Origin of the sequence: Pseudomonas sp. PSPC2-3, assembly GCF_049898265.1 — a bacterium.
GTDB lineage: Bacteria > Pseudomonadota > Gammaproteobacteria > Pseudomonadales > Pseudomonadaceae > Aquipseudomonas > Aquipseudomonas veronii.
The window spans coordinates 184,204-198,325 of sequence record NZ_JAFCXJ010000004.1; the positions used below are offsets into that span (position 1 = coordinate 184,204).

Here is a 14,122-nt window from a genome sequence, read left to right on the forward strand (position 1 = left end):
ATCATGGGCGGCAGTTTATAGGCATTCGCGCAAGGTTTGGCAGAATTGCTCCACCAACGCGCTCGGTGTGTGCGGGCAGGCCAGGGCTACGGTACTCAGGCAGTCCGGGTCGGCCAGGGGTAAAAAATGCACGGCGGCCGGGGCGATGTCCTGCATCGATTTTGGTAACAAGGCAATACCGAAGCCGGCCTGGATCAACTGCAACTGCGTGGTCTTGCGCGACATGACCCGTGCAGCCTTGGGGAAAAATCCGGCACGCATGCACAACTCGGCCGACAGATAGCTCAGCCCGCCGCGCTGGGGGTGGGGGACCGAGATAAACGCTTCGTCCTTGAGTTGGGCCAATTCGACCGGTGCCTGGCAGCGGGCTAGCGCGTGGTTCGGCGGTACGGCCAGCAGTAACTGCTCACTGTATAAAGGCACCACACGCACGCCTTCGCGCTGGCGTAGCACCGGCAGGCGCAGTAGGCCGACGTCCAGGCGACCGTCGGCAATTTCTTCGAGCTGGGCTTCGGAGGACAGTTTTGCGATATCCATCGATACGCCGGGGCAGCGCTCCAGCCAGGTGCTGATGCCGCGCAGCAGCGCGCCGCTCATCGGCACGGTGCTCGAATGGCTCAAGCGCAGGGTGCCGACCTGGCCGTTACCCACTTGCGTCGCCATCTCGCTGGCCTTGTGCAGTTCACTCAGCAGGTTGCGCGCCCGCGGGTAGAAGGCTTCACCGGCGGCGGTCAGCCGAGGCTGGCGCGCGGTGCGTTCGAACAATGGCGTGTGCAGTTGGTTTTCCAGTTCTTTGATCTGCCGGCTCAGGGCCGATTGCGCGACAAACAGGCGCTCGGCGGCGGCGCTGAAGCTGCCGCTGTCGGCGATTTCGACGAAGTAGCGCAGTTGGCGGGTGGAAATCACACGTCATGCCTTTTCGAGATGGGTGGAGGGCTTTGAAGATATTAGTCGCAACTCTCACCGATGGCTAAAGTGATGGACATCTCTTTCAAGGAATTACCCATGAGCCCGGTTGAGCTGATGAGTCAGTGGTCGTTTGGCGGTACAGATTGGCTGGTGATCGGCCTGGGCGTTGCCGTGGCCTATATCGTGTTTGGCATCGCCGGGTTCGGTACGGCGCTGGTGGCGGGGCCGATCCTGCTTATGTTCATGCCGCTGTCGAAGATCATCCCGCTGCTGGTGTTGCTGGATTTTATCGCGGCCTTCGGCAACCTGCTGCAATCGCGACGGGATGTGAACAAGCCGGAGCTGTTGCGACTGCTGCCGTGCATGGCGATCGGTTGCACCCTGGGCGTGGTGTTTTTGCTCAACCTGCATTCGGATCTGTTGCTGTTGTTGATGGGGCTGTTTATCAGCGCCTACGCGATTTACACCTTGGCGGTGAAGGCCCGGCCGGCGCAACTGGCGGCGGGCTGGGCGGTTCCCATGGGCACCGTCGGCGGTTTGTTCGGTGCGTTGTTCGGCAGTGGCGGCTTTCTATATGCGATCTACTTGAGCAGTCGTTTGCCCAAGGACGCTGCGCGCGCCACGCAAAGTGCGTTGATCAGTTGCAGCACCGTGGTGCGCCTGAGCCTGTTCCTGATCGCCGGGGTGTATGCCGACATGCCGCTGTTGCTGCTGGCGGTTTGCCTGCTGCCGGCGATGGCCCTGGGGTTGTGGTGTGGGCGGCGGCTGACGTTGCGCATGTCCCGTGAGGCGTTTGTGCGATTGGTCACGTGGCTGGTGCTGGCCAGTGGCATTGCCTTGATTGGGCGGTACCTGAGTACTTGACCTGTGTCGGGCAGGGATTAAGCTGCCTGCCTTCAGGGCTTCTTCGCGAGCAAGCCCGCTCCCACAGTCGATCGCATTGCAAGGTGGGAGCCGGGCTTGCCCGCGACGGCGCCAGACGTCATACCGCAGGGCTCCCATGAATTCCCAAAGCATCCTTGTCCCGAAAATCTCCACCTTGCCCGTCCACGAACCCCGTGCCCGGGCGATCGTGCGCTGGCTGGTGCGCAAGAACATCATCAAGGAAGAGCTGACCACCTGCGGGCGCACCGGCAACCGCATGGCCTACGCCCTGGCCGACGGCGCCCGTGCCGTGGTGCTGCACCCGGATGCGTTGCCGTTCAACGAACCCGTCAATGGCCTGGAAATCATCTACAAGCGTTGCATCTATACACCGGCCAAGGGTTTTCTCGAAGAAGCCGGCTGCCCGGAATGCCTCAAGGAAATCGGCGAGGCGCTGTTCGACAGCCTGGAAGAGTGGATGCCCGGCCACACCGACAACTTCATCTGCCCGCTGTGTGGGCATGAGGATGACATCAACGGTTTTCTGTTCCTGCAGGAATGTGGGTTTTCCAACCTCGGATTCATCTTCAACAACTGGGCGGAGGCGGGGTTCAAGCAGAGCTTTATCGACGAATTTGCCGATTGGTTGGACCAGAAGATCAGTTGGGTCAAAGTCGAGTTGTAGGCTGCAAGCTCAACCCTTTGTAGGAGCGAGCTTGCTCGCGAAAACCGTCAACGATAATCCGGGTAGTCTGGTTAAACGCGGTGTCTTGGTGTTCTTCGCGAGCAAGCTCGCTCCTACAGAAAAGCAGCATCTTTTCTCCATCTATCAGTATTACCAAGTTTGTCAGAGTTTTACGTTGAGACCTGAGGGGTGTCTGAGTATAATGGCGCGCTTCCATTTTCCCGCTCGGGAGCCCCCGCGATGCTGCGTATCAGCCAAGAAGCTCTGACATTCGACGACATTCTCCTAGTGCCCGGTTATTCCGAGGTGCTTCCTAACGAAGTCAGTCTCAAGACCCGCCTAACCCGTGGCATCGAGCTGAATATTCCCCTGGTTTCCGCTGCCATGGATACCGTCACCGAAGCCCGTCTGGCCATCGCCATGGCTCAGGAAGGCGGTATCGGCATCATCCACAAGAACATGACCGTCGAGCAGCAAGCTGCCGAAGTGCGCAAGGTCAAGCGTTATGAAGCCGGGGTGGTGAAAGATCCGATCACCATCGACGCTGACGCCACCGTGCGCGACCTGTTCGAACTGACCCGCCTGCACAACATCTCCGGCGTTCCGGTGCTGCACAATGGCGACCTCGTCGGCATCGTCACCTCCCGTGACGTGCGTTTCGAGAACCGTCTTGAAGTCACCGTCCGCGAAGTGATGACGCCTAAAGAGCGTCTGGTCACGGTCAAGGAAGGCGCCAACAAGAACGACGTGCGCGAATTGCTGCACAAGCACCGCATCGAGCGCGTGCTGATCGTCGACGACAAGTTCGCCCTCAAGGGCATGATGACCGTCAACGACATCGAAAAAGCCAAGGCTTACCCGCTGGCCAGCAAGGATGACCAAGGTCGTCTGCGCGTCGGCGCGGCAGTCGGCACCGGTAAAGACACCGGTGATCGCGTAGCGGCCCTGGTTGCTGCCGGTGTGGACGTGGTGGTGGTCGACACCGCCCACGGTCACTCCAAGGGCGTGATCGACCGCGTTCGCTGGGTCAAACAGAATTTCCCTGAAGTCCAGGTGATCGGCGGCAACATCGCCACCGGCGCTGCCGCCAAGGCCCTGGCCGAAGCGGGCGCGGATGCGGTCAAGGTCGGTATCGGCCCTGGCTCGATCTGCACCACGCGTATCGTCGCCGGTGTGGGCGTGCCGCAAATCAGCGCCATCGCCAACGTCGCCGAGGCCCTCGAAGGCACGGGCGTTCCGTTGATCGCCGACGGCGGTATCCGGTTCTCCGGTGACCTGTCCAAGGCCATCGTCGCCGGTGCTTCCTGCGTGATGATGGGCTCGATGTTCGCCGGTACTGAAGAAGCCCCGGGCGAGATCGAACTGTTCCAGGGTCGTTCGTACAAGGCTTACCGCGGCATGGGTTCGCTGGGCGCCATGTCCCAGGCGCAAGGTTCTTCCGACCGTTACTTCCAGGACTCTTCGGCAGGCGCCGAGAAACTCGTTCCGGAAGGCATCGAAGGCCGTGTGCCGTACAAAGGCACCCTGAGCGCGATCATCCATCAACTGATGGGCGGCCTGCGTTCCTCGATGGGCTACACCGGTAGCGCCAACATCGACGAAATGCGTACCAAGCCAGAGTTCGTGCGGATCACCGGCGCCGGTATGGCCGAATCCCACGTCCATGACGTGCAGATCACCAAGGAAGCGCCAAACTACCGCGTAGGTTGAGGCTTCCAGCATAAAGTTAAGTAACCGGGGCTGTCTTATTCAGCCCCGAGTTGTTTCTGATTCATTAGACGAGACTGATCTCATGGCCCTCGACATTCACGCCCACCGTATCCTGATCCTCGATTTCGGTTCCCAGTACACCCAACTGATCGCCCGTCGCGTGCGTGAAATCGGCGTGTACTGCGAACTGCATCCGTTCGACATGGACGACGCAGCGATCCGCGAATTCGCACCGAAAGGCGTCATCCTCGCCGGCGGCCCCGAGTCGGTACACGAAGCCAACAGCCCGCGCTGCCCGCAAGCCGTATTCGACCTGGGCGTGCCCGTGTTCGGTATCTGCTACGGCATGCAGACCATGGCCGAGCAGTTGGGCGGCAAGGTTGAAGGTTCCGAGCTGCGTGAATTCGGTTATGCCCGTGTCGACGTGGTCGGCAAGAGCCGCCTGTTGGACGGCATCGAAGACCACGTCGACGCCGACGGCCTGTTCGGCCTCGACGTGTGGATGAGCCACGGTGACAAAGTCACCAAGATGCCGCAAGACTTCCACATCCTGGCCAGCACCCCGAGCTGCCCGATCGCCGGCATGTTCAATGACGAACGTGGTTACTACGGCGTGCAGTTCCACCCGGAAGTGACCCACACCAAGCAAGGCGGGCGCATCCTGTCGCGCTTCATCCTAGACATCTGCGAGTGTGAAGCCCTGTGGACCCCGTCGAAAATCGCTGAAGACGCGATCGCCAACGTGCGTGCCCAGGTCGGCACCGACAACGTCCTGCTCGGCCTGTCCGGCGGCGTTGACTCCTCCGTGGTTGCCGCGCTGCTGCACAAGGCCATTGGCGACCAACTGACCTGCGTATTCGTCGACAACGGCCTGCTGCGCCTGCACGAAGGCGAGCAAGTGATGGCCATGTTCGCCGAGAACATGGGCGTCAAGGTGATCCGCGCCAACGCTGAAGATCAGTTCCTGAACAACCTGGCCGGCGAGTCCGACCCGGAGAAGAAGCGCAAGATCATCGGCCGCACCTTCATCGACGTATTCGATGCCCAGTCCAACAAACTGGACAACATCAAGTACCTCGCCCAAGGCACCATCTACCCCGACGTGATCGAGTCGGCTGGCGCCAAGAGCGGCAAGGCCCACGTGATCAAGTCCCACCACAACGTGGGTGGCCTGCCCGAGGAAATGAACCTCAAGCTGGTCGAACCGCTGCGTGAGCTGTTCAAGGACGAAGTCCGCCGTCTCGGCCTGGAACTGGGCCTGCCCTACGACATGGTCTACCGCCACCCATTCCCGGGCCCGGGCCTGGGCGTGCGGATCCTCGGTGAAGTGAAGAAGGAATACGCCGACCTGCTGCGTCGCGCCGACCACATCTTCATCGAAGAACTGCGCAAGGCCGACTGGTATCACAAAGTCAGCCAGGCGTTCGTGGTGTTCCAGCCGGTGAAATCGGTGGGTGTGGTCGGTGACGGCCGTCGTTACGCCTGGGTCGTGGCCCTGCGTGCGGTGGAAACCATCGACTTCATGACCGCCCGTTGGGCACACCTGCCTTACGAACTGCTGGAAACCGTCAGCGGCCGTATCATCAATGAAATCGAAGGCATCTCGCGCGTGACGTATGACGTGTCGAGCAAGCCGCCGGCGACGATTGAGTGGGAATGATCCTGCCCTAGCAGGTGGATGCTGAATAACAGAACCCCGGCCATGTGCCGGGGTTCTGCGCATCTGAAACACGATAAATCAAACGCCGCAGCAAAAGTGTGGGAGCGGGCTTACTCGCGATAGCGCCCCGCGGCCACGTTTGAGCTTCGCTCGGCCTTAGCGCCGCGCAATATCCGAAAAGTAGAACTTATCCAACGTATGCCGCGACTCGGTGTACTCAAACTGCCGCCCGTCCTGCAGAAACGTCTGGTTGCTTACCACGATCACATGGCTTTGCCCCTCGAGGTCGAGGTGTGCCTGGTCGTCTTTGCCGCGGGGCAGGGCTTCGATGGTGCGTTGGGCGTAGCTGATGTGCAGTTGCAACGTCTGTTCGATGAAGGCGTAGATCGACTGCTCGGCGATGGTGCGGTCCAGGCCGGGGATCAGGTCGGCGACGAAGTGGTTGATGTCGAGGATCACCCGTTTGCCGCCGATGCGCCGCACCCGTTTGATGCGGGTGATCAGGGTGCCGGGTTCGGCCTCGATATGCTGCAGCAGTGAGCCTTCCAGCGGGAACTGGGTGAATTCGACGACGTCGGTGTGGACGTCATCGCCCAGGTCGGCGTGGGTTTCGTGGAAGCTGACGATGCCGCCCAGTTGGAACTCGATGGGGTTGGGCGATAACACAAACGTGCCTTTGCCATGGATTTTCTGCGCAAACCCACGCTCCTGCAGCTGCTCGATGGCCCGCCGCACGGTGCCACGACTGGCCTGGTAGGCATCCATCAGTTCGGTTTCAGAGGGAAGACGGGTGCCGCGTTGCAGGCGTTCGGTGGTGATGTTGGCAAGCAGATCGGTATAGATCTGGTTGTATTTGCTCATGGGGATGGCTCTGTGCCGCGTTTGCGTTCAAGGCAGGAACCTTAGTGGCACGGCTGGGGTTTGTCCATTGGGCCCACGGAAATCTGTGGGCTGTGGCGGGGCCTGATCCAGAAAAAATAGACAATATGTAACTCGTACAGACGAGTTGTTGCTTTAACTCGTCTGTACGAGTACTTTTGCCTTCGGCGTGCTGCCAATGACTGCCCCCCAAATAAAAAAATCAAAGTGGAAACCAAGCATGAGCCACGACTATTCGAACATCGCCCGCGAAATTCTCGAGCACCTCGGGGGCCGCGATAATCTTGAGCAAGCCGCCCATTGCGTGACCCGCCTGCGCCTGGCGCTCAAGGACCCGAGCCTGGTCAACGGCAGCGCGTTGAACCAAGTCGACCTGGTCAAGGGCTCGTTCTTTACCGGTGGCCTGTTCCAGGTGGTGATCGGCCCCGGCGAAGTGGAAAAGGTCTACGCCGCCCTGCGCGAACAGACCGGCCTCGCCGCCGCCACCATCGCCGACGTCAAGAAGAAGGGCGCCGACAAGACCAACGCCATGCAGCGTCTGGTGCGGGTGTTCTCCGATGTGTTCATGCCGATCCTGCCCGCGTTGATCATCGCCGGCCTGTTGATGGGCGTGAACAACCTGATGGGCGCCAAGGGCATGTTCATCGAGGGCAAGACGCTGCTGGAGGCCTACCCGAACCTGGATGGCCTGTGGAGCCTGATCAACCTGATGGCCAACACCTCGTTCGTGTTCCTGCCGGCGCTGGTGGGCTGGTCGGCGGCCAAGCGTTTTGGCGGCAGTGAAATCCTCGGCATCGTGCTTGGCCTGATGCTGGTCCACCCGGACCTGCTCAACGCCTGGAACTACGGCAAGGCGGTGGCCGGCCTCGATGGCCAGAGCCTGCCGTACTTCGATATTTTCGGATGGTTCAAGATCGAGAAAGTCGGCTACCAGGGGCAGATCCTGCCGATCCTGATGGCGGCGTATGTGATGAGTGTCATCGAGAAATGGCTGCGCGCGCGAGTGCCGAATGCCATCCAACTGTTGGTCGTGCCGATCACCACTATCGTCGTCACCGGCGTGCTCGCGCTGGCGATCATCGGCCCGGTGACCCGTCACCTCGGCATCCTGATCACCCAGGGCGTGGTCACCCTGTTTGACCTGGCGCCGATGCTCGGCGGGGCGATTTTCGGCCTGTTGTATGCGCCGCTGGTGATCACCGGCATGCACCACATGTTCCTGGCGGTGGACCTGCAACTGATCTCCACCCAGGGCGGCACGTTTATCTGGCCGATGATCGTCATGTCCAACCTGGCCCAGGGCAGCGCCGCGCTGGCGGTGTTCTACATGGCGCGCAATGCGCGGGACAAAAGCATGGCCTCGACTTCCGCTGTCTCCGCGTATTTCGGCATCACTGAACCGGCGATGTTCGGCGTGAACCTGCGCTTCAAGTTCCCGTTTTATGCCGCGCTGCTGGGCTCGGCACTGGGCAGCATTTTCCTGTCGCTGAACAAGGTGCAGGCCTCGGCCATCGGGGTCGGCGGCTTGCCCGGGTTTATCTCGATCGTGCCGCATGCCATCCCGATGTTTGTGATCGGGATGGTCATCGCGATGGTCGTGCCGTTTGTTCTGACCTGTGCATTGAGCATGAAGATCGTGCGGCCTGGGTATCGGGTTGCCTGAATTACCGCGTTCGCGAGCAAGCCCGCCCCACAGTTGAATGCGTTCCCCCTGTGGGAGGGGGCTTGCTCCCGATGAGGCCCGAGCGGCGGGTACACAATTTTACTGAAGGAACCCACCATGCAAAACTGGCAACACTCGGTGATCTACCAGATCTACCCCAAAAGCTTTCACAGCCACGCGGGTAACGCCACCGGTGACCTGCTGGGTATCGTGGACAAACTCGACTACCTGCAATGGCTGGGCGTCGACTGCCTGTGGATCACCCCGTTCCTGCGCTCGCCGCAGCGCGACAACGGCTACGACATCAGCGACTACTACGCCATCGACCCGAGCTACGGGACCATGGCCGATTGCGACCAACTGATCAGCGAAGCGGCCAAGCGCGGCATCAAGTTGATGCTCGACATCGTGGTCAACCACACCTCCATCGAGCACGAGTGGTTCCAGCAGGCGCGCAGCAGCCTCGACAACCCGTACCGCGACTTTTACATCTGGCGCGACCAGCCGAACAACTGGGAATCCAAATTCGGCGGCTCGGCCTGGGAATACGAAGCGCAAACCGGCCAGTACTTCCTGCACCTGTTCGATCACACCCAGGCCGACCTGAATTGGGACAACCCCAAGGTGCGCGCCGAGGTGTTCAAGCTGATGCGTTTCTGGCGCGACAAAGGCGTCGGCGGTTTCCGCCTGGATGTGATCAACCTGATCTCCAAGCCCGCCGACTTCCCCGAGGACGCCAGCGACGGTCGGCGTTTCTACACCGACGGTCCGAACGTACACGCGTACCTGCAGGAAATGCACCGCGAAGTCTTCGCAGGCCATGACCTGATCAACGTCGGCGAGATGTCATCCACCAGCCTGGAACACTGCATCCGCTACTCGCGGCCGGAGTCCAAAGAACTGTCGATGACCTTCAACTTCCACCACCTGAAAGTCGACTACCCGAACCTGCAGAAGTGGGTGAAGGCCGACTTCGATTTCCTGCAGCTCAAGCAGATCTTTTCCGACTGGCAACTGGGCATGCAGGCCGGCGGCGGTTGGAACGCGCTGTTCTGGTGTAACCACGACCAGCCACGGGTGGTCTCGCGTTTTGGGGATGACGGTGAGCATCGTGTGGTCTCGGCCAAGATGCTCGCCACGGCGCTGCACTTCCTGCAGGGCACGCCGTATGTATACCAGGGCGAGGAGTTGGGCATGACCAATCCGGGCTTCGACACGATCGAGCAGTACCGCGATGTCGAAACCCTCAACATCTACCGCCTCAAGCGCGATGCCGGTGAGTCCGAGGCGTCGAGCATGGCGGCGATCATGCAGAAGTCGCGGGACAACGGGCGCACGCCGATGCAGTGGAATGCCCGCCAGCATGCCGGTTTCAGCAGCGGCGAACCGTGGATCGGCATCCCGGCCAACGCGGCGCAGATCAACGTCGACAGCCAACGGGATGACCCGGATTCGGTGCTGCATCACTACCGCAGCCTGATCGCCCTGCGTCGCCAGGAACCGCTGATTCAAGACGGCGTTTACCGCGAACTGTTGCTGGGCCACCTCCAGGTCTGGGCCTACCTGCGCGAAGGCCATGGCGAGCGCCTGCTGGTGCTGAACAACTTCTACGGCAAACCCTGCGAAATCCAGCTGCCCGATCACGTCCTCAACGCCGCTACCCGACAACGCCTGCTGATCAGCAACTACCCCGATTGCCAGGTCAGCACGGGCCCGCTGCTGTTGCGGCCTTACGAATCCTTTGTGCTGCACCTCAAGGACTGACGGCTGGAACGTCGTTGCAACTGCCCCGCGCGACGCGAAGCAGAAGGTCAATTCCCGGTGTGGGAGCACCGGGCGCTTCACACAAACATAATAAAAATATCGGAGTACTTCATGAAAACAACAATAAAGCTGGGCCTCGTTGCATCGTGTCTGAGCTTGCCGTTCGGCGCTCAGGCCCTGGAGTTTGCCGGTTACTTGCGTAGCGGCGCGGGGACGTCGACCGGCAGTGGCAAGCAGCAATGCTTCCAACTGCCGGGCGCGCAATCCAAATACCGGTTGGGCAACGAATGCGAACAGTACGCCGAACTGGAACTGCGCCAGGACCTGCTGACCCTCGACGACGGCTCCGTGCTCAGCGTCGACGCCATGGCTTCGCTCTACAACAAGTACGACCGCGCGCTTAAATTCCAGGGCGAAGACAACGGCTCGGCGCGCATGCCGCAGATGTATGCACAGTGGTCCAACCTGCCCAGCCTCAACGGCGGCTCGCTGTGGGCGGGGCGGCGTTACTACAAGCGTAACGACATCCATATCTCCGATTTCTACTACTGGAACCAGAGCGCCACGGGCGGCGGCATCGAGGATGTGCTGATTGGCGACCTGAAATACAGCTACGCGCTTTCGCGCAAGGACAACCTGTACCAGAAGGAATACGCCACGCGTCACGACTTCAACGTGGCCGGCTTCAAGACCAACCCCGGCGGCGAGCTGGAACTGGGCTTGAGCTACATCGAAAAAGCCGGTGGGCGTGATGCCAACAGCGGTTGGGCGCTGACCGCGCAACATGTGCAAAAACCTTTCCTCGGCGGCAAGAACAAGTTCGCCCTGCAGTATGGCGAAGGTCCCGGCACCGGCCTTGGCTACACCGGCAATACGGCCCTGGATAACAGCAGCAAAAGCTACCGCGCCGTGGAGTTTTTCGACTGGCAGGTGACCCCGCGTTTCGGTGGGCAGATCGAGGCCGTGTACCAGAAAGACATTCGCCCCGGCAGCCAGGACCAGACCTGGATGTCCATCGGTGTGCGTCCGGCCTATGCCATCAGTGAACAGTTCAAACTGGTCACCGAGCTTGGTCATGATCAGGTCGACGCCACCGGCGGTACGCGCAAACTGAGCAAATTCACCTTTGCCCCGACCTGGTCGCCCAAAGGCCCGGATTTCTGGGCGCGCCCGGAAGTGCGTCTGTACTACACCTATGCGAGCTGGAACGCAGCGGCCAAACGCGCGGCGAATGAGCTGGCGGCTGGGTCGGCGTTGTCTGACACCGGCGCCTACGGCACCGCGCGGCATGGCTCGAACGTCGGTGTGCAAGTCGAGTACTGGTGGAAGTGAATCTTCGGATGTAGACAGGCTTAAATGTGGGAGGGGGCAAGCCCTTCCCACATTTGATCTTTGTCACCTCGGGATTTGTATCCACCCAATGATTTTTACAGAACAAAACAGCAGGTGAAGTCATGACCGCAACTCAACCCCTGGAATTGCTTGCGCCCTTGTCGGGCGTGCTGCTGGCACTGGACAAGGTCCCCGACCCGGTATTCTCCAGCCGCCTGATCGGCGACGGCCTGTGCATCGACCCGACCTCGCAGACCCTCTGTGCACCGTTGGCCGGGGTGATCAGCAATATCCAGGACACTGGCCATGCGGTGAGCATCACGGCTGACAATGGCGTCCAGGTGCTGCTGCATATCGGCCTGGACACCGTGAACCTGGCGGGCAAGGGGTTCAGCCGTTTGGTCGGGGAAGGCCAGCGGGTGGAGGCCGGGCAGCCGTTGATCGAGTTCGACGCCGACTACGTAGCGCTCAATGCCCGGAGCCTGTTGACCTTGATGCTGGTGGTCAGCGGCGAGCCGTTTGCGCTGCTGGCGTCGGACAGCGGCCCGGTCACGCTGGGCCAGCCGCTGGTGCGCCTGTCGCCAGGCGAGGCGGCTGAAACCGAGGACGAAGAGGAGGGCGACGCACTGTTCTCCAAACCGTTGACGTTGCCCAATGCCAACGGTTTGCACGCGCGCCCGGCGGCGGTGTTTGCCCAGGCGGCAAAGGGGTTCGACGCCAGTATTTACCTGCACAAGCAAACCCAGAGCGCCAACGCCAAGTCGCTGGTGGCGATCATGGCACTGCAAACCGTGCAGGGCGACACCTTGCAGGTGAGCGCGGCGGGAGAGGATGCCGCCGCGGCGATCAAGGCGTTGGTGGCGCTGTTGGCCGAGGGGTGCGGCGAGAGCGTCGCGGCGCCGGTCGAGGGCGTCGAACCGCGTGTGTCGCTGGCGTCCACGAGCCTGCTGCGGGGCGTGTGTGCGTCGCCGGGCTCGGCGTTTGGCCAGGTGGTCCAGGTGGCAGAGCCGGCGCTGAGCATTCCCGAAACGGGCGGCGGCGAAGCACTCGAACGCGCGGCGTTGGACCGTGGCCTGCACGCCGCTACCGAGGCCTTGCAGAGCTTGCAGGCCAAGGCGGTCGGCAGTGCCCAGGCGCAGATCTTCCGCGCCCATCAGGAACTGCTCGAAGACCCGACCCTGCTGGAGCAAGCCCACGACCTGCTGGCCGTCGGCAAAAGCGCCGCCTTTGCCTGGAACAGCGCCACGCTCGCCACCGCCCAACTGTTCCAGGGCCTGGGCAATGCCCTGCTCGCCGAACGTGCGGCGGACCTGGCCGACGTCGGCCAGCGCGTGCTGAAACTGATCCTCGGCATTCACGACCGCGCCTGGGAACTGCCCGAGCGCGCGATCCTGATCGCCGAGCAACTGACGCCGTCGCAGACCGCCAGCCTCGACACGCACAAGGTGCTCGGGTTCGTCACCGTCGGCGGCGGGGCGACCAGCCACGTCGCGATCCTCGCCCGGGCGCTGGGGCTGCCGGCGATTTGCGGGGTGCCGCCGCAGGTGCTGGCGTTGACCGACGGTCGGCAGGTGTTGCTGGACGCCGACAAGGGCGAGCTGCACCTGGACCCGGACCTGGCCGAGATCGAGCAATTGCAGGCCACCCACCGGGAGCAAATAGTGCGGCGCCAACGCGACGTCGCGCAGGCACGCCTGGCGGCCATCACCCGCGATGGTCATCACGTCGAAGTCACGGCCAACGTCGCGTCGCTTCAGGAGGTCGAGCAATCCCTGAGCCTGGGCGGCGAAGGCGTGGGGCTGCTGCGGTCAGAGTTTCTGTACCTGGACCGCCATCGCGCACCGAGCCCCGAGGAGCAAGCCGGCACCTACAACGCCATCGCTCGCGCCCTGGGCCCGGAGCGCAACCTGGTGGTACGCACGTTGGATGTCGGCGGCGATAAGCCGTTGGCCTATGTGCCGATGGATGCCGAGACCAACCCGTTCCTGGGCTTGCGCGGTATTCGTTTGTGCCTGGAGCGCCCCGAGTTGTTGCGCGAACAGTTCCGCGCGATCCTCGCGAGTGCCGGGTTGACGCGGCTGCACATCATGCTGCCGATGGTCAGCCTGCTCTCGGAGCTGCGCCTGGCGCGCACGATGCTTGAAGAGGAAGCGTTGGCGCTGGGGCTCGCCGAGCTGCCGAAGCTGGGCATCATGATCGAAGTGCCGTCCGCGGCCTTGATGGCGGACGTGTTCGCGCCCCATGTGGACTTTTTCTCCATCGGCACCAACGACCTGACCCAATACACCCTGGCGATGGACCGCGATCACCCGCGCCTGGCCAGCCAGGCCGACAGCTTTCACCCGGCGGTGCTGCGTCTGATCGCCACCACCGTCAAGGCCGCCCATGCCCACGGCAAGTGGGTTGGCGTGTGCGGGGCGCTGGCGTCTGAAGCGTCGGCGGTGCCGGTGTTGATCGGGCTGGGGGTGGACGAGCTGTCGGTCAGCGTACCGCTGATCCCGACCATCAAGGCCACCGTGCGCGAGCTGGACCTGGCGGATTGCCAGATCATCGCCCATCAGGTGCTCGGCCTTGAAGAAGCCGCGCAGGTGCGCGAGGCCTTGCGCCTGTACCACGCGGCCACCGTTGAAACCTCACCTGTCGTGGAGCACTGAGC

The 14,122-nt window shown here is 62.0% G+C and carries 10 protein-coding genes; 8 read left to right on the plus strand and 2 right to left on the minus strand.

Translation table 11 applies throughout. The features are described 5' to 3' along the window. Window positions 1-15: 15 nt before the first annotated feature. Window positions 16-906, minus strand: coding sequence for a LysR family transcriptional regulator (locus tag ACP7E3_RS10845; protein ID WP_079444631.1), 891 nt, complete (start codon window positions 904-906; stop codon window positions 16-18). A 99-nt stretch (window positions 907-1,005) separates the two neighbouring features. Between ACP7E3_RS10845 and ACP7E3_RS10850 the strand changes: the two genes are divergently transcribed. The 4 genes from ACP7E3_RS10850 (at window position 1,006) to guaA (ending at window position 5,828) form a co-directional block, all read left to right on the plus strand. Continuing rightward, window positions 1,006-1,773 (plus strand): sulfite exporter TauE/SafE family protein, encoded by a 768-nt coding sequence (locus tag ACP7E3_RS10850; protein ID WP_046382185.1) that lies wholly within the window; start codon window positions 1,006-1,008, stop codon window positions 1,771-1,773. A 136-nt stretch (window positions 1,774-1,909) separates the two neighbouring features. Further along, entirely contained in the window at window positions 1,910-2,458 is a 549-nt protein-coding gene (locus ACP7E3_RS10855; protein WP_169881546.1) for a sugar ABC transporter ATPase, read from the plus strand. 240 nt (window positions 2,459-2,698) lie between these two features. Then, on the plus strand, window positions 2,699-4,168 hold the full coding sequence (gene guaB / locus ACP7E3_RS10860) for an IMP dehydrogenase (protein ID WP_017846162.1): 1,470 nt from the start codon (window positions 2,699-2,701) through the stop codon (window positions 4,166-4,168). 82 nt (window positions 4,169-4,250) lie between these two features. Further along, window positions 4,251-5,828 (plus strand): glutamine-hydrolyzing GMP synthase, encoded by a 1,578-nt coding sequence (gene guaA, locus ACP7E3_RS10865; protein ID WP_046382186.1) that lies wholly within the window; start codon window positions 4,251-4,253, stop codon window positions 5,826-5,828. Between the two features lie 156 nt (window positions 5,829-5,984). Here the strand turns inward: guaA and treR are convergent, their stop codons facing one another. Further along, window positions 5,985-6,689, minus strand: coding sequence for a trehalose operon repressor (treR, locus tag ACP7E3_RS10870; protein WP_017846160.1), 705 nt, complete (start codon window positions 6,687-6,689; stop codon window positions 5,985-5,987). Between the two features lie 238 nt (window positions 6,690-6,927). Here treR and treP point away from each other — a divergent pair, with 238 nt between their 5' ends. The 4 genes from treP to ptsP all read left to right on the plus strand — a co-directional run bounded on the left by treP (window position 6,928) and on the right by ptsP (window position 14,120). Beyond that, a complete protein-coding gene (gene treP, locus ACP7E3_RS10875; protein WP_017846159.1) occupies window positions 6,928-8,370 on the plus strand; it encodes a PTS system trehalose-specific EIIBC component in 1,443 nt (480 codons plus the stop codon). A 117-nt stretch (window positions 8,371-8,487) separates the two neighbouring features. Continuing rightward, window positions 8,488-10,134, plus strand: coding sequence for an alpha,alpha-phosphotrehalase (gene treC / locus ACP7E3_RS10880; RefSeq protein WP_057004574.1), 1,647 nt, complete (start codon window positions 8,488-8,490; stop codon window positions 10,132-10,134). Between the two features lie 111 nt (window positions 10,135-10,245). Then, the gene (locus tag ACP7E3_RS10885) at window positions 10,246-11,466 is read left to right on the plus strand and encodes a maltoporin (protein WP_026139927.1); all 1,221 of its coding nucleotides are present in this window, start codon (window positions 10,246-10,248) and stop codon (window positions 11,464-11,466) included. Window positions 11,467-11,588: 122 nt separating this feature from the next. Next, window positions 11,589-14,120 carry a phosphoenolpyruvate--protein phosphotransferase gene (gene ptsP / locus ACP7E3_RS10890; RefSeq protein ID WP_426123101.1) on the plus strand — a complete coding sequence of 844 codons (2,532 nt, stop codon included), beginning with the start codon at window positions 11,589-11,591 and terminating at the stop codon, window positions 14,118-14,120. The last annotated feature ends 2 nt before the right edge of the window (window positions 14,121-14,122 follow it).